The sequence below is a fragment of the Halomonas organivorans genome, from assembly GCF_014192055.1.
GTDB lineage: Bacteria > Pseudomonadota > Gammaproteobacteria > Pseudomonadales > Halomonadaceae > Halomonas > Halomonas organivorans.
On sequence record NZ_JACHXM010000002.1, the window covers coordinates 17,416 to 37,315 of the forward strand.

Here is a 19,900-nt window from a genome sequence, read left to right on the forward strand (position 1 = left end):
GATGACAGTCTAGGCCTCGCCCCGACAGGGGGGAACATACGCTGTCACCGCTCTTCGAATCGGGACGCCGGCGTGTCAACCGCGAGGCCTGAACCAGGGAGAACCGGCCAGTCAGAATGATCGGCCCACCAGTGGATCACCGCCGAGGCCGCGGGACCCGCTTCGGCCAGCAGTCTCGCCGCCAGGTCATGATCATCGGCTTGCATGGCCCTGACCAGCGGTGCCAGGGGCAAGCCCGCCACCGCCTGGATGCCCAACGGTTGATCCGGAGTAGTCACCAACTCCCGCTCGGCCATGCGGGTACCGACGATGGCCGGGCCGCGCTTCACCCGCACTCGTGCCCAGGGCTCGGGCAGATGCATGAGCTGGTGATCGGGCCAGTGGCTGCGCACCGCCCAATAGGGCGACGGCTCGGCTGCCATGGCCTGGCGATAGAAATCGCGCCCGGCCCGGGCGAAGCGCCAGTACTGGGCATCCTGGCGACGCTGGTGGAAACGCTCCAGGGGAGCGATGGCCTGGCCCTCAAGCAGGCTATGGAGGACCGGGGCCAGGCCATGGGCCGAGGAGAGCGCATTGAAGATGCCCTGGCCGGAGAGGGGATCGATGGCCATGGCGGCATCCCCCAGACGCCAGACTCGCTCATGCCGGACCCGGGTGCGTCCCGGCATGCCGGGGCGCCGATAATGGTGGTCGATCTTGGCGGCGCCCCATAGCGTGGCCAGGGTTGGCTGGGCGGCCAACCAGGCGTCGGGATCGGAGCGGGCTTGCTGAAGGGTCGGCTCCGGCAGGGCCAGCTGCAGATACTGCTGGCCGTGAAGGCGCGACCACCAGGCCCAGCCGCCGCCGGACAGCGACAAGGCGGCACTAGCCGGCGTTGCTTCAGAGGCGTCACCGCACAGGATCCAGGCCGGGGTCGACCATGGCGCCGTGTCGTGAAAATGCCGCCTCGCCATCGCCCGCCCCCGGGCCTCCACCCCCCAGGGTGCGGTAAGCACCCGGCCATCAGCCAGGGTCAGCCGAGCCTGATCGCCATCACTCGCGAGGCCGGTGATTCGCGCCTCGATCACCGGGATACCCGCATCGCGAAGATCCACCAGCAGGGCGGCATCGAAGACCGGGCGAGGTAGCAACCACTCGGCGTTCGGCGCCCGCGCCTCTCCACCCCAGATGACCCGGCGTGGTAGAGGGCCCACCGCACAGGCGGCGGCCCGGTCCAGCCCCAGGCCCTGAAGGGCCTGGAGGCTGCGCCGAGAAATCCCCTCGATGGCGCGGTAGTCGCGACAGCGCCCCACCACCGTGATCCGCCGGCCGGCCCTGTGAAGCAGCATGGCCAAGGCAGCCCCGGCAGGGCCGCCCCCGGCGATCAGCACCTCGCTGGGCTCGGCTCGGGTCATCAGAAGAAAACTCCCACCAGCAGTTGGGCATAGGAAGACGTGTCATCGTCGCCGAGCTGGATACCGCCCTGCGCCGCGCTCCTGTCGGGAGCGTACCAGCCCAGCAGCGGGGAGACATAGAGCCAGTCGTTGGGCAGCCACTCGGCGTAGAGATTGAGCTCGCGGCCGCCCATATCGGGCTGACTGGTCGTGTCCCGGGTCTCGAAGTCGTAGGCCAGCAGGCCCAACGAAAGCGTGTCGTCAACTGACCCTGTGAGGCCCAGTCGCCACGCCTCGGCGTTACTGTTGAAGGGGCCAGCATAGTTGCCCGCCACCTCGCCCTGAAACCAGGTGCCATAGCCACGGGTGACGCCATAAAAGAGTGGATCCCAGGCCTCGGAGAAGCGACTGTACCGTAGGGACAGGGTGGGTTGGCCGGGCAATTCGGCAAAGGTCCAGGCCGGCTCAAGGTATCCAGCGTTCTCCTGAGTGTCCTTGCGCTGATGGGCGAACTCGCCACGCAGGGTCAGCGCCTCGTCCACCAGACGCTGTTCGAAGCGTAGACTATAGACGTCCATGCCATCACGCTGGGACTGGAAGGCGCTGGCCTCGGCCTCGTCGACGCCCAGACCGCGCAGGTAGCTGGCCTCGACCAGGCCGCTGCCATGATCATGGGAGAAGCTGAAGGCCGCCATTTCGGTACTGGCCTGCGCCACATTATCCGATTCGAACCAGGCCAGTTGGCCCTGCCAGCCTGCGTGTCCAAGCGACGCCACGGCGGTGCGGTCGAAGGCCTTGCGCCCGGCCAGATAATAGGCACCGCCGCGGTCGAGCTCATCGCCCAGGGCATCGCCCAGGCTGAGGGAGTCACCGGCCACCAGGAAACCATCTCCCAGGGTAATCGGCTGACGTCCCATGGAAATATCCAGGCTCCAGGGCGAATCAGGCGCCCCCAGCGATTCACTGCGATAACCTAGAAATGCGTCCTCCAGGTCCAATTCCCGCTCATTCCCCGAGGTAAAGCCGGCGGCGTCACCATCGCCCCAGGTACCGGTGCCCACCGTACTGACCCGGCCATAAAGGCCGTCCGCCTTGGGGCTGAGCTCGGCGCCAAGGGTCAGCACGCCCTCCTGCCAGCGGTGGCGCCCGGCCTCGGCGGCCCCGGAGGCATATCCACGATCACTGTGAAAGACGCCCATCAGGGCCTGGACATCGACATTCACAGTCGAATGTCCCAGATCAGTCATCTCATACCCCTGGGCGGGTAAGGCAGCGACCAGCAATAGGCTACCCAAGGCTGTTTTATTGTTCCTTGCAAGCATGGATTGATACACGAGTCACCTTGTCCGTTATTGGATTTCTGTCTAGAAGCTTTCATGCCTCTGTATCTGTGGAGCGCCAAGGGTTCATTTGATCATTAGAAGGATCATGTCAATTGAGTGGGTCATGCATATTATCGGCGCCCGCCCCAGGGATAATGCAAGGACAATGCCAAACCACAACATCCCGCAAGCCACTGGAAAAAATATATTTTTTTAAAACAAGCCTCCCTTTCGCGCTGAACATATCGCCATTGTGATTCAATTTGAGATTTAACATTCTCAAGATGATTCAGGTACTCTAGAGGGAAAGAAAAAACTGTCCGTCATCTAAAGAATCAACACTCGAACGTTAAGCATCGATGCATGCAGCATGTATCTCCATATTTGTCACCCGCTGTTATATAAACAACCTCCATAAACCTAACACCTGTTCTTTTCCACTCTCAGAGTGCACTGCCATCATACTCCTACCAAGAAAGCATTGATTGGTCATAAGTATTTCTGAAAGGCCATATGACGCTGGAATCAACGGCAACCGAACAGAGCGAGACACCGTCTCACACTGAGAAGGAAGGACATTCCTTTTCTCATCCTGAGCAATGCCAAATTCAGAAACGCTAGCCGAGCTGAGAGTGCGACCGCATAACTCCATGTTTTTAAAGATATACGTATACCGCATGCAGCCTGGCACGCTTCTCGCATCGCTAGAGCGTATCAATCATCACAAACACGCTTGAGACAACAGGGCCCCCAAGCGCCCGGCCTACAGAAATGCGGTGTGGTCCCACGCTTTCGCCGGTGTCTCCCCCCTTTCGGATGCCTCCGAGGGAAGGCGTTCTTGCCGTGACGCAAGATCTCTGTCCACGGCATAACCAGGCCAACACCCATCCCACTCAACAACTGGAGACTGCAAAATGTCGACGCCACTCTGGGAATCTCAGCTCTATGTGGGCCAATGGCAGCCCGCCGACGGCCCTCAGGCACAGGTGATCGAACCGGCCACCGGGGAGATCCTTGGTAAGGTACAGACCGCCACCGCAAAGGACGTAAGCAGAGCAGCCGATATCGCCAGCGAAGCACAGCGGCACTGGGCAGAACTTGCTTTCGATCAGAAGGCCGAGATCCTGCGACGCGCCGCGGCACTACTCAAGGAGCGAGCCGAGGAAATCAACCGCTGGAATATCCGAGAGTGTGGCTCCATCGGACCAAAGGCCGAGTGGGAACTGCAGGCCACCTATGAACAGGCGCAGATGGCCGCGGCCTTGCCCATGCAACCTACCGGCCAGATCTTCCCTTCCAGCCTCCCGGGCAGACGCAACTACTGGAAACGTGTCCCCATTGGCACGGTCGGAGTCATTGCCCCCTGGAACTTCCCCATCCTGCTTGCCATGCGGTCAGTCTTCCCTGCACTTGCCATGGGCAACTGCGTAATCCTCAAGCCGGCCCCCGATAGCGCCGTAAGTGGCGGTACCCTGATGGCAGAGATCCTCGAGGCCGCCGGAGTGCCCAAGGGCGTCTTTCACGTGCTGCCCGGTGGCGCCGATGTCGGCGAGGCCCTGGTGCAGCATCCGGAGATCAAGATGATCTCCTTCACCGGCTCGTCCGGCGTGGGCGAAAGAATCGGCGAAACCTGCGGACGGATGCTCAAGAAGTGCGCCCTGGAGCTGGGCGGCAACAACGCCATGGTGATCCTCGACGATGCAGACCTGGAAGCTGCTGCCTCGTCAGCGGCTTGGGGCGCCTTCCTTCACCAGGGCCAGATCTGCATGCAGGCAGGACGTCATTTGGTGCACCGCTCGGTGGCTGAGCGCTATCTCGAGAAGCTCGCCGAGCGCGCCAGCGGCCTGGTCGCGGGGGACCCCTGGCAGCAGCAGGTACACCTCGGTCCGCTGATCAACGAGGCCCAGGCGAGCCGCGTCGAGGAGATCGTGACCCGCTCTGTCGAGATGGGCGCCAAGGTGATGGCCGGCGGCAAGCGTAACGGCAACTTTTTCGACGCCACGGTGCTCGCCGAGGTAACGCCGGAGATGCCCGCCTTCGCCGAGGAGATCTTCGGCCCTGTCGCCCCCATCACCGTCTTCGACACAGATGAGGAAGCCATCGAGCTGGTCAATGCCTCGCCCTATGGGCTCGCCGCCGCCATCCACTCCGGCTCCACGGAACGTGCCCAGAACATCGCTGAGCGCATCCGAGTGGGCATGGTGCATATCAACGACCAGACCGTGAACAACGAATTCCAGGTGCCCTTCGGTGGCATGGGCCGCTCGGGCACCAGTGGGCGCTTTGGCGGCCCAGCCAACCTCGAGGAATTCACCACTACACAGTGGGTCAGTGTCATGGATCGAGGCATCCAGTACCCCTTCTAGATCCTCTTCAAACGAATACCCGGCCCATCCTAGGGCCGGGTATCAATGGATTCTATAGTGGCTGGCAACGCAGCTCGGGCACGAAGGATGATCAATATGAATGCTGCAGCCCGGCAAATACGATCCAGGATATCCGCTTTCCTCAATTCGATAGTCAAGAGCCTTTCAGGAGGCACACCCCATGCACCATGAACATCTCGATCTCAGCGCGCCTATTGCCAGGAAGCTTAACTCCATTTCCCTGACCTCTCCCGAAGACGTCTTGCCGACATCCGTCGTGGACATCCCAAGCGGCGAGTCATTCAGCAATTCAAGCTGCACCACACACGACTTGTTCGTGCTGACCGGTAGTGTTTCGTGCGCCAATGACATGTATGAGGCCGGCACCTATGTCGGCCAGGCAGACGTCAGGAGGATCATCGGAGGCCCCGAAGGGGCACGTCTGCTCTGTTGGTCGATTGACACGCCCCTGAACGGCGGCCCGGTAATCGAGCGCCCTGAGGATCGCGCCTGGGTGAATGGCGTGACCCAAGGCACCAGTATGGTGAGCATGAACGACTCGCACCATAAGGTGATATTAACGAGTTGGCAGCCTGGCTCACGCATGAAGCCACACAATCATCCGGGATGCGAAGACTTCTTCGTCCTGACGGGAGAAATCATCGATGGTCAAGATCGCTACCCGGCGGGAAGCTGGCGTCGTTGGAGAATTGGAGAGATACATGCCCCACTCTCCAGGACTTTTACACGAGCCTTGGTGATCAACGGTTATTGCCTTCCGGATGACATGTCATCTAAAGATGTAGACCGTAGCTATATTGATTGATAAAAATGTGTTAGAAATTTTCAGATACAATTCCATGCCAGGCACGGCTGGCCCCGGCAAGCGTGGCGCCATGCACGCCAAGAACGATTACCTCGCAAGTTATATATGGGGGCAGTGGTGAGGCACGGCACTAGTGCTGCCGCTTCTGCGGCATTATACCGCAGCGTCGTCCTCGCCACAGGCTCCGGCACGCTACAGGGTGAATCGGTGTCGTCTCCAAGGCGAAGAAATCGACAGGCTCATGATCAAGCCCTGCCACGGGCGGGACATACTAGGCAGATCGACGCCCACGATCCAATGCAGAAAGCTCGCCATTCGGCAGATGGAGCAGTCACATTCCATTACCTAGACGAGGCCTCCTTCGACGTCGAGACGAAGGGGGCAGTAGTACCCCCCCCTTCCCTGACATGAGACTTGGCTTTCGTGACCGAAATCCCACGTCAAAAGTGTGGTCGTTGTTGGCATGCCTACTCGGTCGACGTTACCTTGGGCCGCCCGAGGTGTCGGCATACTCAAGGGCCCGGTTAGTTCATTCCATGCAGGACCTTCCAATTGCCCGGATAGAGGGCATAACCGAACAAGGCATGCCCGCCGTAGACGAGCTCGGTGCCCTCGGGAATCCACAGCATCTGGCCGGGCTCGATGCGATGGGTCTCCCCGGCGGCGGTGACCTCGAGCTCGCCCTCGATGACGAAGATCACCTCGTCATAGAGCACCGTCCAGGCCACCTCGGCACCCTCCCAGCGGGCGAAGCCGGCGCCCATGGTCTCACTCAGGGCGGTATCCACGGTGCGGCCGATCTCGGCGTGTCCGGGCGGTCCGCCGCGATGGCGGAAGGTGGTGTCGCGATGGTCGAACTTGAGGGCGCGAATGGGGGTATCGCTCATGGTGGTCCTTGCTTGGATCTGATCAAAAGGAGCGCAGGACGGATAAGCGTCAGCGTATCCGCCACTCTACTGGTCCGGTCTCTGAAACGTTGCCGAGCGAAGGCAAGAGCTAGGCCCGCTCCCTGCGGGCCAGCGCACTTCCCACATCCATGTGAGTCGCAAGGCAAAAATCGGAGAGAGCGCGGAGTTTACTAGTCGTAAATGAGCAGCTTGAGCCGATTTTTAACGCCGTATTGCCGAGCGCAGACCGTTTCAGCTTAGAGTTCGCTGCGGCTGGCCCAGGCCGCCTGCTTCATGCGCATCTTCACCCCGACGCTCAGAAAAGGCTCAGGGGGATTGAGCGCCGGCTTGCCGGAGACTGCCAACATGTCGGATAGCTGCGCGGAATCCTGCTCGGTCGCCAGCTCCGCCAGCAGCTTGCCGGAGATCGTGCCCCGAGCCGCACCCACACTCTGGTGGACGCCGGACATCCAAGCGTTGTTGCCAACCTTGCCAAAGAAGGCCGTGTAGTTGCGCGACAGCCCGCAGGCCCCGCCCCAGGTAGCCTCGAACGGCACATGAGACAGTGTCGGGTAACGAGCCTCAAAGGACTCGCGGTGCCCCTGGCGAATGCGAGTGCGTTCGGCCAGATTGTCGTGGTAGTGCGGCACGAAACGGTACTGATTGCGCACGATCAGCCGCCGATCCGGGGTCAGTCGCAGCGTGGTGCCGGCATGGTCGGCGGGCGTCAGCCCGAAATGGTGAGGCGCGGTCGAGAACAGCGCCATCTCGTCGTCCGTCAGCGCCCGGGTCATGCTGGCGAAGGTCATCACCGGCAGCACCCGGTGCTTGAGGAAACCGAACTCCTGAGCATAGATGTTGGAGCCCAGCAGCAGATTCGTGGCACGCACCTCGCCCTCAGGCGTGATCGCACACCATTGGCCGCTCGAGTGGGACAAGCCAACTACCGGGGTATGCTCGTAGAGCGCGGCATTCTCCGGCAGGGTCTCGCCGAGGCCACGCACCAGGGCGGCGGGCTGCATCAGAGCGGTGTTGGCGGTATAGATGGCCGAAGCGTAGTGCCGGGTGCCGAGAATCGGCGCCAGCTCGTCGCGATCCAGCCGACGGTAAGGGTAGTCGAATTCCTGGAGCAGGCGCTCGTAGTGATCGAGGTACTTGAGGCCTCGCTCCCCCACCGCCCCCTGGTACTTTCCGGCACGCGACCAGTCGCACCCGATACTGTGACGCTGGATCAACTCCTCGAGATCATCCACCGCACCGCGATTGAGCGACAGCAACTTTTGCTTGCGCTCGAGATCGTCACCCTCAAGATCGCGCTTGTGGGGTAGATCAATGACGAAACCGGTATTTCGACCTGAGGCGCCCTGCCCCACCCGTAAGGCCTCCAGCACCACCACACGATCGCCGGGCCGCAGCTCGGCGACGCGGCGGGCCGCGGCCAACCCGGTGAAGCCGGCGCCAATCACCAGCCAGTCGGCGCTCTCGCAAGCATTCAGTCGACGAGCCGGTCTCGGGTCATCGAGCAGTTGATACCAACCATTGCACTTGTCGTCACGAGGAAGAGTTGCTTGTGACATTCTGCACCTCCGCCGCGCCGGGGCGCGACGTCATCACCGGCCAGGCCGGTGGTTCGAAAGAAGGCGGCGCCCAGTGGACGCCGCGTGTTGGGCCGAGTCAGGCGGCCTGCAACTGGCCACAGGCCTTGACCCAGTCGCTGCGCCGCGCCATGGCCGCGTCGCCGACCAGCGCGAAGCCAATCAGCCGGCCTTCGGCGTCGTAGCCGCCGGCCTCGACGCCATCGTCGGTAGCGCTGACGTGCCAGCTCACCTGGGCGCCGGACGGCGGCACCACCACGCAGACCGGTGCCGCTGGCGTCTTGACCATCACCGGCATCACCGGATAGCTGACCGCCGTCGGCTCGCCCGTGAGCGTGGCCGCCAGAGCGCGCAGCCCCGCATTGATCGGCGCCAGGTAAGGCAGCAGTTGACCGCCGATCTCTACGGCGTCGCCCAGGGCGAAGACATCCGGCAACGAGGTGGCGAGCCGTTCGTCGACGCGAATGCCACGTCCACAGTCGATGCCAGCCCCTCTAGCCAGTTCGATATTGGGCAAAAGCCCCACGGCACTGATCACCAGATCCGCCTCGAGCTCGACGCCATCGGTCAGGGTCAGCCGATAACCGTTCCTACCAACGGCGACGCTGGCCACAGAACGCTCCAGGTGCCAGGCCACGCCAAGCCCAGCAAGCGATGCGCGCAGCACTTCGCTTCCCGCTTCGGGCAGTAGCCGTGGCAGCGGACGATCCGCCAGCCCCACCACTTCGACGCCGTGACCGGCTTGGGCCAGGTCGTTGGCAAATTCGCAGCCGATCAGGCCATCACCGATGATCGCCACCCGTGCCTTGCGACCCAGTGCCTCGAGACGCTCACGCATGGCGGCATAGTCACCGCGGTCGTTGACCGAAAGCAGTGCCTCGGAGGCTCCCTCCACCGGGATACGGATCGGGCTAGCACCGGTGGCCAGCACCAACTGGCCGTAGTCCAGCTCGCCGAGTCGGGTGACGAGCCGTTTGGCATCGGCATCGATGCGGCTCACCGGGCAGAAAGCATGCACCCGGATGTTCAGGCGACGCTCGATCGACATCGCCGACTCGTCGAGCAGCGCCTCGGCGTCCTTGTCCAGGGCGAAAGCATTGGACAGTGCCGGCTTGGAGTAAAGGGCACCGTCGTCGGCCGTGACCACGTGGATCTCGCGCTCGGCATCGCGGGCACGCACCGCTTCGGCCAGCCCGTAGCCGGCATGGCCGCTGCCGACGATCACCAGCGGACCCGTAGGGAGTGCCGGCGCCGCCACGGCGTCCGCCAGCGGCGTAGACGCCGATACTGCCGCAGGAGCATCATCGGTAATCTCGATCATCTCGAAATCCGCCTTGCCCACTCCGCAGTCCGGGCACAGCCAGTCGTCCGGCACGTCCTCCCAGCGGGTGCCCGGAGCGATACCGTCGCTCGGCCAGCCCTCGGCCTCGTCGTAGATGAGGCCGCAGATGATGCACAGCCACTTCTTCATCGGAACCTCCTCACGCGCCCTTGACGCGAACGGCGATGTTGCGGGTCTGGACGTAGCTGTAGAGCGCCTCCTGCCCCTTCTCGCGACCGAAGCCAGACAGCCCGACGCCGCCGAAGGGCGTCTCGATGCCGCCAGCGAACCATTCGTTGATGAACACCTGGCCACCGCGCAGGCGTCGCGCGGTGCGCAGGGCCCGGTCGAGACGAGTGTCGAAGACCCCGGCCACCAGGCCGAACTCGGTGCCGTTGGCAAGTTCGACGGCCTCGTCCTCGGTATCGAAGGGATGGATCACCAGCACCGGACCGAAGACTTCTTCCTGAAAGATCTCGCTGTCGATGGCCACGTCGGCGAACAGCGTCGGCTGCATGAAGTAGCCGTTGGTACCGGAGACCCGCTCGCCACCGGTTACGCAGGTGGCCCCGGCCTCGATGGCCCGCCGGCACATGCCCTCGACCTGCTCGAGCTGTGACCGAGACACCAGCGGCGTCAGGTCCGGATTCTCGACCCCAGGGCCGATGGACAGCCCCTCGGCCAGCGCCCGGGCTCGGGCGATGACCTCGTCATAGCGCGAGCGATGCACCAGCAGTCGCGACATGGCCGAACAGACCTGACCGGCGTTGAAGAAGATACCCGCCTGGATGCTCTCGAGTACCTGCTCGATGTCGGCGTCGGCATGGACGATGGCCGCGGACTTGCCGCCCAGTTCCATGACGCTGGGCGTGGCGCGCTCGGCGGCGTCGCGCAGGATGCGCTGACCGGTCGGCACCGAGCCAGTGAAGACGATCTGGTTGGCATCGCGATGCTTGACCAGGTGAGAGCCGATCACCGAGCCCTTGCCGCACAGCAGGTTGACCGCGCCCTGGGGCAGACCGGCTCGCTCACAGGCGGTCATCAGGAAGGTCATCGCCAGCGGCGAGATTTCCGGCGACTTGATCACCACGGCGTTGCCGGCGGCCAGGGCCGGGGCCAGAGAACGGGCACAGATCGACGGCGGAAAGTTCCAGGGCACGATCTGCACCGAGACGCCCATTGGCTCGTAGCTGGTGAAGTCGACGTAGTCGTCGCCCAGCGGAATCGAAGTGCCTTCGATCTTGTCGGCCATGCCGGCGTAGTACTCGAAGTAGCGGGCGGACTCCTCGAACTCGCCTCGGGCGACGTCCAGGGACTTGCCGTTCTCTCGGCACAGAACCTCGGCGGCCTCTTCGGTCAACGCCTTGATTTCCTCGGCGATGGCCAGCAGCCAGGTCACGCGCTGAGCCGGGCGCACTGAACTCAGCGCGCCCGAGTCCACACAGCGACGGGCCGCCGTCATAGCCGCGTCGGCGTCCTCGATACCGGCCTCGGCGATCTCGGCAAAGGGCGTATCGCTGGCAGGATCGATGACTTCCAACCAAGCCTCGGCACCTTTCCATGCGCCATCGATGTAGTTGTAGTAGCGGTCAAGCGTGTTCATCGGGGGAAACTCCAAACATCGTGGTCGGACAGGACATTCACGGTCAGGCGGCAGGGCTCAGGCGGCCTCTGCATCGCCCCGCACGCGGCGGGCCACCCACTGGTGGAAGAAGTGGGTCGGATGATCCAGCACCGGCGAGAAGACACCACCCTGGAAGCCCGGTGACTGACGACCGCGCTGCATGCCTTCGACGGCGCCAATGTCCTCGCCGAACACTACCCGCCAGGACTCCAGAGTCGATGTACGGCAAGCCGCATAGGCATCCTGGGTCGCCTCATCGCCGACGTAGTAGACCCGCAGGTGCTCCACGGTCTGCACGGCGGAGACCGGCTCGAGCATCATGGCGAAGGCGTGGTCAGCCTGGATGCCGAGCAGCACATTGGGGAAGAAGGACACGTATTCGGCGTGCTCCAGCTTGTCCTGCGGCCAAGACGGGAACTTGGGCAGGCGAGTGCCGGCCACGTTAGAGAGCCGATAGGCCAGGCTGCCCTGACCGGAGAAATGCTCGCCGAACTGGATGTTGTAGTGGTCCTCGAGCCGCGAGTAGGTATTGAGGCTCGGATGGACCCAGGGCAGGTGGTAGCTCTCGCAGTAGTTCTCCACCGCCAGCTTCCAGTTGCAGTTGACGGTGATCTCGAGGTTGCCGCCCATGTTGACGCGACGCAGCAACTGGAAGCCATCATCGCCGATGAAGTCGCGCCAGCGGTTCTCGAGCGGCGCCACGTGCTCGGCGAACTCGGGGGCCCGGCCGTCGAGGTTGATGAACACCATGTCCATCCACACGGCGCTGCGGATCGGCTTGAGGCCGTGCTTCTCGCACTTGAAGCCCTCGACCTTGTGCTGGCCGACGCCGCCGATGTGCGGGGTGCCGCGCAGCTTGCCGTTCAGATCGTAGGTCCAGGAGTGGTAGGGGCAGCGGATCACGCCCTGTACCTCGCCCTCCTCGGCGACCAGTTGCATACCGCGGTGGCTGCAGACGTTGTGAAAGACCTGGGTCTCGCCGTCCTTGTTACGCATCATGACCAGCGGCAAGCCCATGAAGTCGACCGGCTTGACGTAGCCGTTCTTGACCAGATCGCTGGCAAACCCCACGCAGGCCCAGGTACCGGCCATCACGCGATCGCGCTCTTCGTTGAAAAAGGCCCCGCTGGTATACGCGGCGTTGGGCATGCCGGTGGCCTGCTCGATCGGAGCGAGCACTTCGTCGAGCTGCTGAGCAGGAATCAGGGCTTGGGTCAGGTCGGTCATCATTGGCGTCCTCACGGTAGTCGGGCGTTAATTTCTGTTTTGGCCCTAGCCGGGTATCCGGCTGGTGGAGGGCGAGTCTGGGGGCTACGCCAAGACAGCGACAATCGATGTTTCCACATCTTTTAATGACAAAAACTCATCTATTAGACGAATGGATAAAATGATTATTTGCCGTTATCCTTGAACTCCCTTCAAAAAAACATCGTATTATCGAAAGCCTGATCGATGATCAAACGTCATCTATAGATGACAAAAAATGCATTGTTCGTCACTCTCGCTCCCCTCAGTCTGCGCAGCGGGCCGCCGTGAGCCCCGTGTCCCCGACGACGACATGAGTAATAACAACCGAGAGTGACGCCATGCGATCAGAAAGTGGCCCGTTCAAGGGCCTCAACCCCACGGTGACCATCGCCTCCAAGGTGCTGGTCATCGGTTTCGTAATCTTCTGCGCCGTGCTGGCCGAGCGCGCAGGAGCCATCTTTCAGGAGGTCTCGACGACCGTCCTCGACAACGCCAAATGGTTCTATCTGGGCCTGGTGACCGCCGTGCTGATCTTCCTGCTCTACCTGATGGTCAGCCGCTTCGGTCACATCCGACTCGGCAAGGACGACGAACGCCCCGAATTCAGCTTCCTGTCCTGGATCAGCATGCTGTTCTCCGGCGGCATGGGCATCGGGCTGATCTTCTGGTCAGTCGCCGAACCCATGCTGCACTATGCTGGCAATCCCTTTACCGAAAGCATGAGCGATGCATCGGCCGGCATGGCCATGCGCCTGACCTTCTTCCACTGGGGTCTGCACCCATGGGCGACCTTCATCATTGTGGCGATGGCCCTCTCCTACTTTTCCTATCGCAAGGGGCTTCCGCTGACCCTGCGCTCGATCCTCTACCCCTTCATCGGCGAGCGCATCTACGGGCCCATCGGCCATACCGTCGATATCCTCACCGTGGCGATCACCGCCTTCGGCGTCTCCCAGTCGCTGGGCCTCGGGGTGATCCAGATGAACAGCGGATTGCATCACGTCTTCGGCATACAAAACGGCATCGGCATCCAGCTCTTCATGATCGCCGTGATCACGTTACTGGCGATCGCCTCGGTGATGTCCGGTGTCGGCCGCGGCATCCGCCTGCTCTCGGAGTGGAACATGCTGCTATCGGTAGTCATCGTGGTCATCGTGCTAGCCATCGGCCCGACGCGCTACATTCTCAACGTTCTGCTGCAGAGCACCGGCGACTACGCCGACCACTTGATCGGCATGAGCCTGTGGAGCGATGCCAACGGCGACAGCGGCTGGCAAAACTGGTGGACGGCGTTCTACTGGCCCTGGTGGATGACCTGGGCACCCTTCGTCGGCATGTTCATCGCCCGCATTTCACGGGGCCGTACCATTCGCGAGCTGGTCGGCGGTGCTCTGCTGGTGCCGACGCTAGTAACCTTCGTATGGATGGCGGTGTTCGGCGGCAGCGCCTTGTTCGAGGAACAGCAGGCTCGCCATGTCCATGAACAGGCCGTGGTGGCAGGCGACATCGGCGCCCAAACGACATTCGACGGCGGCGCGGTACTACAGGCCACTCAAGAGGACACCACCCTGGCGCTGTTCACTCTATTCGACAGCCTGGATCCGGGGGTCCTTCGGCGATCTGCTATCGATCCTGGCGGTGCTGCTGCTGGCCACCTACTTCATCACCTCGGCGGACTCCGGCACCCTGGTGCTATGCACCCTGGACAGCGTCGGCAGCCCTGAACCCCCTCAGCCTATCCGCGTGATCTGGGGCGTAGTGATCGGCTGCATCGCTGGCGCTCTGCTCTACGCGGGCGGACTCGAGACGATTCAGACCGCCTCGATCATCGCCGGCCTACCGATCGCCGTTTTTATCCTGATCATGTCGCTGGGCCTATACCGAACGCTGAGACGGGAGCCAATTGCGGCTGCCATGCTGCCGCCACAGGCAAGGCCGGACAGCACGAACCTGGATCATCACAGCGGAAAGATCGATGTGATGCCCCCATCGACGCAGCCCACCGTCGGCACCGCCTCATCGGCCGATGCCTGAGTCCTGACAACGGCGATCAGTAACCCGTGTCACCTGGCCCGGCAGATGCCGGGCCAGGTAATGAGCTGCAGGGAGTCGCCCAGAGTCGCGTGTTGGGGGTCACTCAGAATTGTCCTGACGTCGACCAACAGGCGAGTCGACACCAAGGTCAGACATGATCGCCTCCACCAGCCTGGCGGCCAGCGACGGCGTCGCCTCCTCCCCTCGCGTGAAGCCGGCGATCCACTCGAACACGATGGGAGGGCCGTCCAGCTCGATGGACCTCAGTCCGGGCGCCCAGGCCGACCGGCTCACGCAGAAGGACGGCAGGATCGAGATCCCCTCCCCGCTGGCTACCAGGCAACAGATCAGCTCGATGGATTCGATGCGGGACACTTCCGTCGGGAAACGCCGACCACGCTCGAAGAAGAGATCGTACTCCCAGCCGGGCTCGGGACGTAGCCCGTAGGTCAGGAATCGCTCACCCTGGAAGTCTTCGGGCGACAGAGCCTGTCGAGAGCAAAGCAGAGAATTCGCCGCCACAACGGCCACCAGGCGATCTCGGAACAGGCGGCGGCTATCCAGATTCGGCACTTCGATGGCTCCGGGCAGCAGCATGAGGTCCGCCACGTCGCTGCCGAGCGAGGCGGCCGGCCGCTCACCGGACACGCGCACGAATTCCAGGTCCACCCTGGGTTCCATCCGGCGCCCCAGTCGCAGCAGCATCGAGGCCAGGCCCGAGGAGTCGAAGTGCGACCAGGCCACCCTGACGCGATTCACGCTGCGCTTGCCCTGCCAGATGGCATCCGATTCAGCCGACTGCAGCATCGGCGCCGCCGCGCGAGCTGCCGTGGCAATGGTCTCTCCCGCCTCGGTCAGCACCAGCGCACGCCCCTGCTTGATCACCAGTCGCACACCCAGTCGACGCTCGGCCTCGCGGAGACGCTGACTGGCCGCGGACTGGGTGATGTTAAGTGTGGACGCCGCCAGCGTGATCGAGCCGCTCTCCTTGAGTGCCGCGAGTAGCATCCAGTGGGTTCGATCCAACACATTCATTAGCTCACCTTATTTTTAACCATGAATCTTCCATTTAATTCGCAGGTTATTCGCACATTATCATAAGCATCACTGAACCATAGCCTAGCAAGGAGACCCGCGATGAGTACCGATCAACGGCAGGCAAAACGCGCCCTCCACCAGGGCATCGACTGCGTCGACCTGGACGCCTGGCCCATCGATCGCCCCGAGAGCGAGCGCTACCAGCGACGCCTGGCCGAGATCCGCGCCGCCCTGAACGACAAGGGTTGCGCGCGTATCGACGGCTTCATTCGCCCCGAATATCACGCTCAGCTTGAGGCCGAGGTCGCCGGGATCGCCGACAAGGCACACTTCTCCCACGGCCAGATCACCCCGTACTTCAATAGCGACGAGCCGTCGCTGCCGGCAGACCATCCGCGTCGTCGCTTCGCGCCGTTCTCCAACGCTTTCGTGGCCATGGACTGGTTTCCGACGGACGGCATCTGCCTGGCCCTCTACCACCACCCGGCCTTCCAGCGCTTCATTACCGACTGCCTCGAGCAAGCGCAGCTCTATACCTTCGACGATCCGCTGGCCGGCGTGGTGGCCAACATCATGCCCGAGGGCTCTTCCCTGCCCTGGCACTACGACACCAACGAGTTCATCGTCAGCCTGCTAACCAAAAAGGCTGACAGCGGCGGTGAGTTCGAATACTGCCCCGATCTGCGCGAGCCGGGCGACGAGCACTACGACGACGTGCGCAACGTGCTCGACGGCAAGCGCGACAAGGTCCACAGCCTGGCGCTCGAACTGGGCGACCTGCAGATTTTCAAGGGCCGGTTCTCGATGCACCGCGTCATCGCAGGCAAGGGGGAGCGCCATACCGCGATCTTTGGCTACGCCAAGGAACCCGGCTTCATCGGCCGAGTCGAGCGGACGCAGCAGGTCCACGGCCGCGTCCTGCAGGCCCACATCGACGCCGAGAAGAACGCGCGCAGCGACGGCCTGGACGACTGATCATGGAACTGGACTGGCACGTGCAACGTAGCGACCTGGCCGGCATCGGACAGCTCGCGCTGGATGCATCACGGGTCGACGTGGACGAGAACGCACTGGCCCTGAGCCGCCTGCAGCGCGTCCGTACGCAGATGCAGCGCTTCGAGCTCGAAGCGCTGTTGCTGAATGACCCCGTCAACATTCGCTATGCCTGCGGGGCACGCAACATGCAGGTGTTCGCCGCCCGCAACGGCATGGCACGCTATCTTCTGGTCACCCATGACCGAACCATCCTGTTCGAGATGGGCGGCGCTGAGCATCTTGCCAGGGGGCTCCCGACCCTCGACCAGGTATGCAGCTCGGCCAATACCGGTTACGTGGCCACCGCCGACGGGCTGGTCAAGGCCGAGCGCCAATGGACGCTCGAGATGGGAGCGTGGTTGCGGGAGCTGGCGGGACGTGGCGCGCGTATCGGCACCGAACGGCTACCCCCTGGGATCGTCAGCGGCCTGCTGGCGCAGGGATTCGAGCTGACGGATGCCCAAGGAGCTGTCGAGCGCGCTCGGGCCATCAAGACCCAAGAGGAGCTCCAATGCATTCGGGCCTCGCTAGCCTGCACCGAGGTCGGCGTAGCTGCACTGCATGAGGCCCTGCAGCCAGGCATGACCGAGAACGAGCTATGGTCGGTGCTGCACCAGGCCGTCATCGCTGGCGGCGGCGAATATTTCGAGACACGCTTGCTCAATTCTGGCCAGCGCAGCAATCCCTGGTTCCAGGAGACGGGCGCCAAGCGTATCGCCAGAAACGAGCTCGTGGCCCTCGACACTGATGTGGTCGGTTGCTTCGGCTACTATGCCGACTTCTCGAGGACCTTCCATGCCGGCCCCGAGGCGCCGACCTCTCGCCAGCGCGACCTGTACAAAACGGCCCTGGAACAGGTCTCTCACAATCTCTCGATCCTGCGCCCCGGCATGAGTTTCCGGGACTACGCACGCGAGGCCTGGCCAATTCCCGAACGCTTCTTCGCCAACCGCTACTATGTATCCGCCCACGGCGTCGGGATGACCGGAGAGTATCCCTATCTCTACCACCATGCCGATTTCGAGCAGGCGGGCTACGACGGCGAAATCCTGCCCGGCATGACCCTCTGCGTCGAGAGCTTTATCGGCGCAGAGGGCGGCGAGGAAGGCGTGAAGCTCGAGCAGCAGGTCCTGATCACCGGCTCGGGAACGGAAATCCTCTCAAATTTCCCTTTCGAGGAAACACTACGCTAGATCAGCGACAATATAACAATATCGATAAAAACGGGAGTATTAACGACAATAGCCTCCATGACGACGTCACACTTACCATAAGAAAGCGCAAGGTATTAGATCAAAAGGTGGCGAAAATTCTTCAGAAAATACCGAAAATATAATGACCCACACAACAGATCACAACATCCTGGAAGACCACATCGACCAGGAAAAAAATGGCATCCCCCTACCCGAGGGAAATACGGAGATCATCGACACCGATTACGTCATCGGCCAGGACAATATCTCGGGAAAGCCTTTCGGCATCGACCTCGATCTCCATGGCAAGGTGTTCACGATTTCCTCGTTGGTCATCCTGTCTTTCGTGGTGCTCACCCTGGCCCTTAACGAACAGGCCGTCCCCTTACTGATGGCCATGCGAGACTGGGTCACCGGACACTTTACCTGGTTATTCCTGCTCAGCGGCAACGTCTTCGTACTAGTCTGCCTCGGACTGGTGCTCTCCCCGCTGGGCAAGGTCCGCATCGGCGGCGAACGTGCAAAAGCCGACTACAGCTATGCCGGCTGGTTCGCCATGCTGTTTGCCGCAGGCATGGGTGTCGGCCTGGTGTTCTTCGGCGTCGCCGAGCCGATGGGCCACTTCGATTCATCGCTGGCGGGAGTCACGATCGGCGACGACGGTGCCAGGACAGACTGGGCTCCGCTGGGCGCGGCCGAAGGCAACCAGGCCAAGGCCATCGGACTGGGCATGGCTGCTACCATCTATCACTGGGGCCTGCACCCCTGGGCGGCCTATGCGATCGTGGCTCTGTCGCTGGGCATCTTCGCCTACAACAAGGGGCTTCCGCTCTCGGTGCGCGCCATCTTCTACCCCCTGCTCAAGGAGCGCGTATGGGGCTGGCCGGGCCACCTGATCGATATCCTGGCCGTATTCTCGACCCTGTTCGGCCTTGCCACGGCGCTGGGCCTCGGTGCTTCCCAGGCAACCGCCGGCATGGAATACCTGTTCGGCGTTCCCAACAACGATACCACCATCACCCTGCTGATCTCGGTCATCACCGGCATCGCCTTACTCTCGGTGAGCGCGGGCCTCGAAAAGGGCGTGCAGCGCATTTCCAAGATCAACATGGGGCTGGCTTTCCTGCTCCTGGGGTTCGTCATCGTCTTCGGACCTACGACCTTCATCGCCTCTGGCCTGGACGATAACCTGACCTCCTATCTGGCCTATCTCCCAGCGTTGGCGGAACCTTTCGGGCGGGAAGACGCCAACTTCACCCAGGGATGGACCGCCATTTACTGGTGCTGGTGGATCTCCTGGTCACCCTTCGTCGGCATGTTCATCGCCCGTGTCAGCCGCGGCCGCACGGTGCGAGAGTTCCTGATTGCCGTGCTGCTGATTCCAACTCTTGTCTCGTCGCTATGGATGACATCCTTCGGCAGCACCGCCATCGACCAGTTGATCACCCAGAACTTCCAGGGCGTGAAGGATGCTGCGATCGAGCTCAAGCTCTTCGTCATGCTCTCCGAGATGCCGTTCACCCTGATCACCTCAACGATTGGTATCCTGCTGGCCATCGTGTTCTTCGTGACATCATCCGACTCAGGCTCGTTGGTGATCGACTCGATCACCGCCGGCGGCAAACTGGATGCCCCTAGGCCACAGCGCATCTTCTGGTGCATCATGGTAGGCGCTATCGCCATCGCCCTGCTGGTGGGTGGCGGCCTCAACGGGCTGCAGGCGGCAGCAGTATCGACCGGCTTGCCTTTCTCAGTAGTACTGCTCGTTGCCTGCTATACCATCGTCAAGGGGTTGATAGCCGAATCTCGCTCCTGCCGCCTGGCCGAGGCATGATGAAACATTCGCTCCTCCGAAGGTCGACGCATATTGCTGCGACATACAGTGAGGTTCCTCGACACTGAGAGCGCTCTATTTCCGATAGACAACGCTTTCACAATGTGAACAATTAGCGATATAGAGCCGATAGTAATGCCGTTTCTTTAAACCAGCGCCAGGTCATCCCTCTTTCGCCTCGGTTAATGAAGCGGCATCTTATTA

The 19,900-nt window shown here is 62.3% G+C and carries 15 protein-coding genes and 1 pseudogene; 7 read left to right on the top strand and 9 right to left on the bottom strand.

Annotated elements, in window-relative coordinates:
• Nucleotides 1-44 precede the first annotated feature (44 nt).
• The gene (qhpG, locus tag FHR96_RS02655; RefSeq protein WP_183386119.1) at nucleotides 45-1,394 is read right to left on the bottom strand and encodes a flavin-dependent monooxygenase QhpG; all 1,350 of its coding nucleotides are present in this window, start codon (nucleotides 1,392-1,394) and stop codon (nucleotides 45-47) included.
• Nucleotides 1,394-2,596 (bottom strand): hypothetical protein, encoded by a 1,203-nt coding sequence (locus FHR96_RS02660; RefSeq protein WP_221195677.1) that lies wholly within the window; start codon nucleotides 2,594-2,596, stop codon nucleotides 1,394-1,396. Before FHR96_RS02660 ends, qhpG begins: the two co-directional genes overlap by 1 nt.
• Nucleotides 2,597-3,609: 1,013 nt before the next feature.
• On the opposite strand from FHR96_RS02660, the gene FHR96_RS02665 reads away from it, so the two are divergent.
• Both FHR96_RS02665 and FHR96_RS02670 read left to right on the top strand, forming a co-directional pair.
• Entirely contained in the window at nucleotides 3,610-5,061 is a 1,452-nt protein-coding gene (locus FHR96_RS02665; RefSeq protein WP_183386121.1) for a benzaldehyde dehydrogenase, read from the top strand.
• Nucleotides 5,062-5,242: 181 nt separating this feature from the next.
• Nucleotides 5,243-5,887, top strand: a complete 645-nt coding sequence (locus FHR96_RS02670; protein ID WP_183386122.1) for a cupin domain-containing protein — start codon at nucleotides 5,243-5,245, stop codon at nucleotides 5,885-5,887.
• 524 nt (nucleotides 5,888-6,411) lie between these two features.
• Here the strand turns inward: FHR96_RS02670 and FHR96_RS02675 are convergent.
• The 6 genes and pseudogenes from FHR96_RS02675 to FHR96_RS02695 form a co-directional block, all read right to left on the bottom strand.
• Nucleotides 6,412-6,774: a cupin domain-containing protein gene (locus tag FHR96_RS02675; protein WP_183386123.1), complete on the bottom strand. Its 363-nt coding sequence runs from the start codon at nucleotides 6,772-6,774 to the stop codon at nucleotides 6,412-6,414.
• 257 nt (nucleotides 6,775-7,031) lie between these two features.
• Nucleotides 7,032-8,351 carry an NAD(P)/FAD-dependent oxidoreductase gene (locus FHR96_RS02680; protein ID WP_183386124.1) on the bottom strand — a complete coding sequence of 440 codons (1,320 nt, stop codon included), beginning with the start codon at nucleotides 8,349-8,351 and terminating at the stop codon, nucleotides 7,032-7,034.
• A 97-nt stretch (nucleotides 8,352-8,448) separates the two neighbouring features.
• A complete protein-coding gene (locus FHR96_RS02685; protein WP_246392769.1) occupies nucleotides 8,449-9,690 on the bottom strand; it encodes an NAD(P)/FAD-dependent oxidoreductase in 1,242 nt (413 codons plus the stop codon).
• A pseudogene (locus FHR96_RS22410) lies at nucleotides 9,679-9,840 on the bottom strand (rubredoxin); the annotation flags it as partial. The pseudogene FHR96_RS22410 and the gene FHR96_RS02685, both read right to left, overlap by 12 nt.
• A gap of 10 nt (nucleotides 9,841-9,850) precedes the next feature.
• Nucleotides 9,851-11,293: an aldehyde dehydrogenase family protein gene (locus FHR96_RS02690; RefSeq protein ID WP_183386126.1), complete on the bottom strand. Its 1,443-nt coding sequence runs from the start codon at nucleotides 11,291-11,293 to the stop codon at nucleotides 9,851-9,853.
• Nucleotides 11,294-11,350: 57 nt separating this feature from the next.
• Nucleotides 11,351-12,541, bottom strand: coding sequence for an aromatic ring-hydroxylating oxygenase subunit alpha (locus tag FHR96_RS02695; RefSeq protein ID WP_183386127.1), 1,191 nt, complete (start codon nucleotides 12,539-12,541; stop codon nucleotides 11,351-11,353).
• A gap of 359 nt (nucleotides 12,542-12,900) precedes the next feature.
• On the opposite strand from FHR96_RS02695, the gene FHR96_RS02700 reads away from it, so the two are divergent.
• Both FHR96_RS02700 and FHR96_RS22550 read left to right on the top strand, forming a co-directional pair.
• Nucleotides 12,901-14,286 carry a BCCT family transporter gene (locus FHR96_RS02700; protein WP_281378362.1) on the top strand — a complete coding sequence of 462 codons (1,386 nt, stop codon included), beginning with the start codon at nucleotides 12,901-12,903 and terminating at the stop codon, nucleotides 14,284-14,286.
• Nucleotides 14,201-14,596 (top strand): BCCT family transporter, encoded by a 396-nt coding sequence (locus FHR96_RS22550; protein ID WP_343066317.1) that lies wholly within the window; start codon nucleotides 14,201-14,203, stop codon nucleotides 14,594-14,596. The genes FHR96_RS02700 and FHR96_RS22550 overlap by 86 nt, the downstream gene beginning before the upstream one ends.
• Nucleotides 14,597-14,695: 99 nt before the next feature.
• Here FHR96_RS22550 and FHR96_RS02705 read toward each other — a convergent pair whose 3' ends face one another.
• Nucleotides 14,696-15,631, bottom strand: a complete 936-nt coding sequence (locus FHR96_RS02705; protein ID WP_183386128.1) for a LysR family transcriptional regulator — start codon at nucleotides 15,629-15,631, stop codon at nucleotides 14,696-14,698.
• A 102-nt stretch (nucleotides 15,632-15,733) separates the two neighbouring features.
• Between FHR96_RS02705 and FHR96_RS02710 the strand changes: the two genes are divergently transcribed.
• From FHR96_RS02710 to FHR96_RS02720, 3 genes are all read left to right on the top strand, one after another.
• Nucleotides 15,734-16,609, top strand: a complete 876-nt coding sequence (locus tag FHR96_RS02710) for a HalD/BesD family halogenase (RefSeq protein WP_183386129.1) — start codon at nucleotides 15,734-15,736, stop codon at nucleotides 16,607-16,609.
• Between the two features lie 2 nt (nucleotides 16,610-16,611).
• Nucleotides 16,612-17,862 (top strand): M24 family metallopeptidase, encoded by a 1,251-nt coding sequence (locus tag FHR96_RS02715; protein WP_183386130.1) that lies wholly within the window; start codon nucleotides 16,612-16,614, stop codon nucleotides 17,860-17,862.
• Between the two features lie 142 nt (nucleotides 17,863-18,004).
• Nucleotides 18,005-19,696, top strand: a complete 1,692-nt coding sequence (locus FHR96_RS02720; protein ID WP_183386131.1) for a BCCT family transporter — start codon at nucleotides 18,005-18,007, stop codon at nucleotides 19,694-19,696.
• Nucleotides 19,697-19,900: the final 204 nt, after the last annotated feature.

Excerpts from the sequence above, each read along its gene's own strand:
- FHR96_RS02715 (WP_183386130.1), top strand. The coding sequence starts at position 16,612 with ATGGAACTGGACTGGCACGTGCAACGTAGCGACCTGGCCGGCATCGGA.
- FHR96_RS02665 (WP_183386121.1), top strand. The coding sequence starts at position 3,610 with ATGTCGACGCCACTCTGGGAATCTCAGCTCTATGTGGGCCAATGGCAG.
- FHR96_RS02680 (WP_183386124.1), bottom strand. The coding sequence starts at position 8,351 with ATGTCACAAGCAACTCTTCCTCGTGACGACAAGTGCAATGGTTGGTAT.
- FHR96_RS02695 (WP_183386127.1), bottom strand. The coding sequence starts at position 12,541 with ATGACCGACCTGACCCAAGCCCTGATTCCTGCTCAGCAGCTCGACGAA.
- FHR96_RS02690 (WP_183386126.1), bottom strand. The coding sequence starts at position 11,293 with ATGAACACGCTTGACCGCTACTACAACTACATCGATGGCGCATGGAAA.
- FHR96_RS02670 (WP_183386122.1), top strand. The coding sequence starts at position 5,243 with ATGCACCATGAACATCTCGATCTCAGCGCGCCTATTGCCAGGAAGCTT.
- FHR96_RS02710 (WP_183386129.1), top strand. The coding sequence starts at position 15,734 with ATGAGTACCGATCAACGGCAGGCAAAACGCGCCCTCCACCAGGGCATC.
- qhpG (WP_183386119.1), bottom strand. The coding sequence starts at position 1,394 with ATGACCCGAGCCGAGCCCAGCGAGGTGCTGATCGCCGGGGGCGGCCCT.
- FHR96_RS02685 (WP_246392769.1), bottom strand. The coding sequence starts at position 9,690 with ATGATCGAGATTACCGATGATGCTCCTGCGGCAGTATCGGCGTCTACG.
- FHR96_RS02700 (WP_281378362.1), top strand. The coding sequence starts at position 12,901 with ATGCGATCAGAAAGTGGCCCGTTCAAGGGCCTCAACCCCACGGTGACC.
- FHR96_RS02705 (WP_183386128.1), bottom strand. The coding sequence starts at position 15,631 with ATGAATGTGTTGGATCGAACCCACTGGATGCTACTCGCGGCACTCAAG.
- FHR96_RS02720 (WP_183386131.1), top strand. The coding sequence starts at position 18,005 with ATGACCCACACAACAGATCACAACATCCTGGAAGACCACATCGACCAG.
- FHR96_RS02675 (WP_183386123.1), bottom strand. The coding sequence starts at position 6,774 with ATGAGCGATACCCCCATTCGCGCCCTCAAGTTCGACCATCGCGACACC.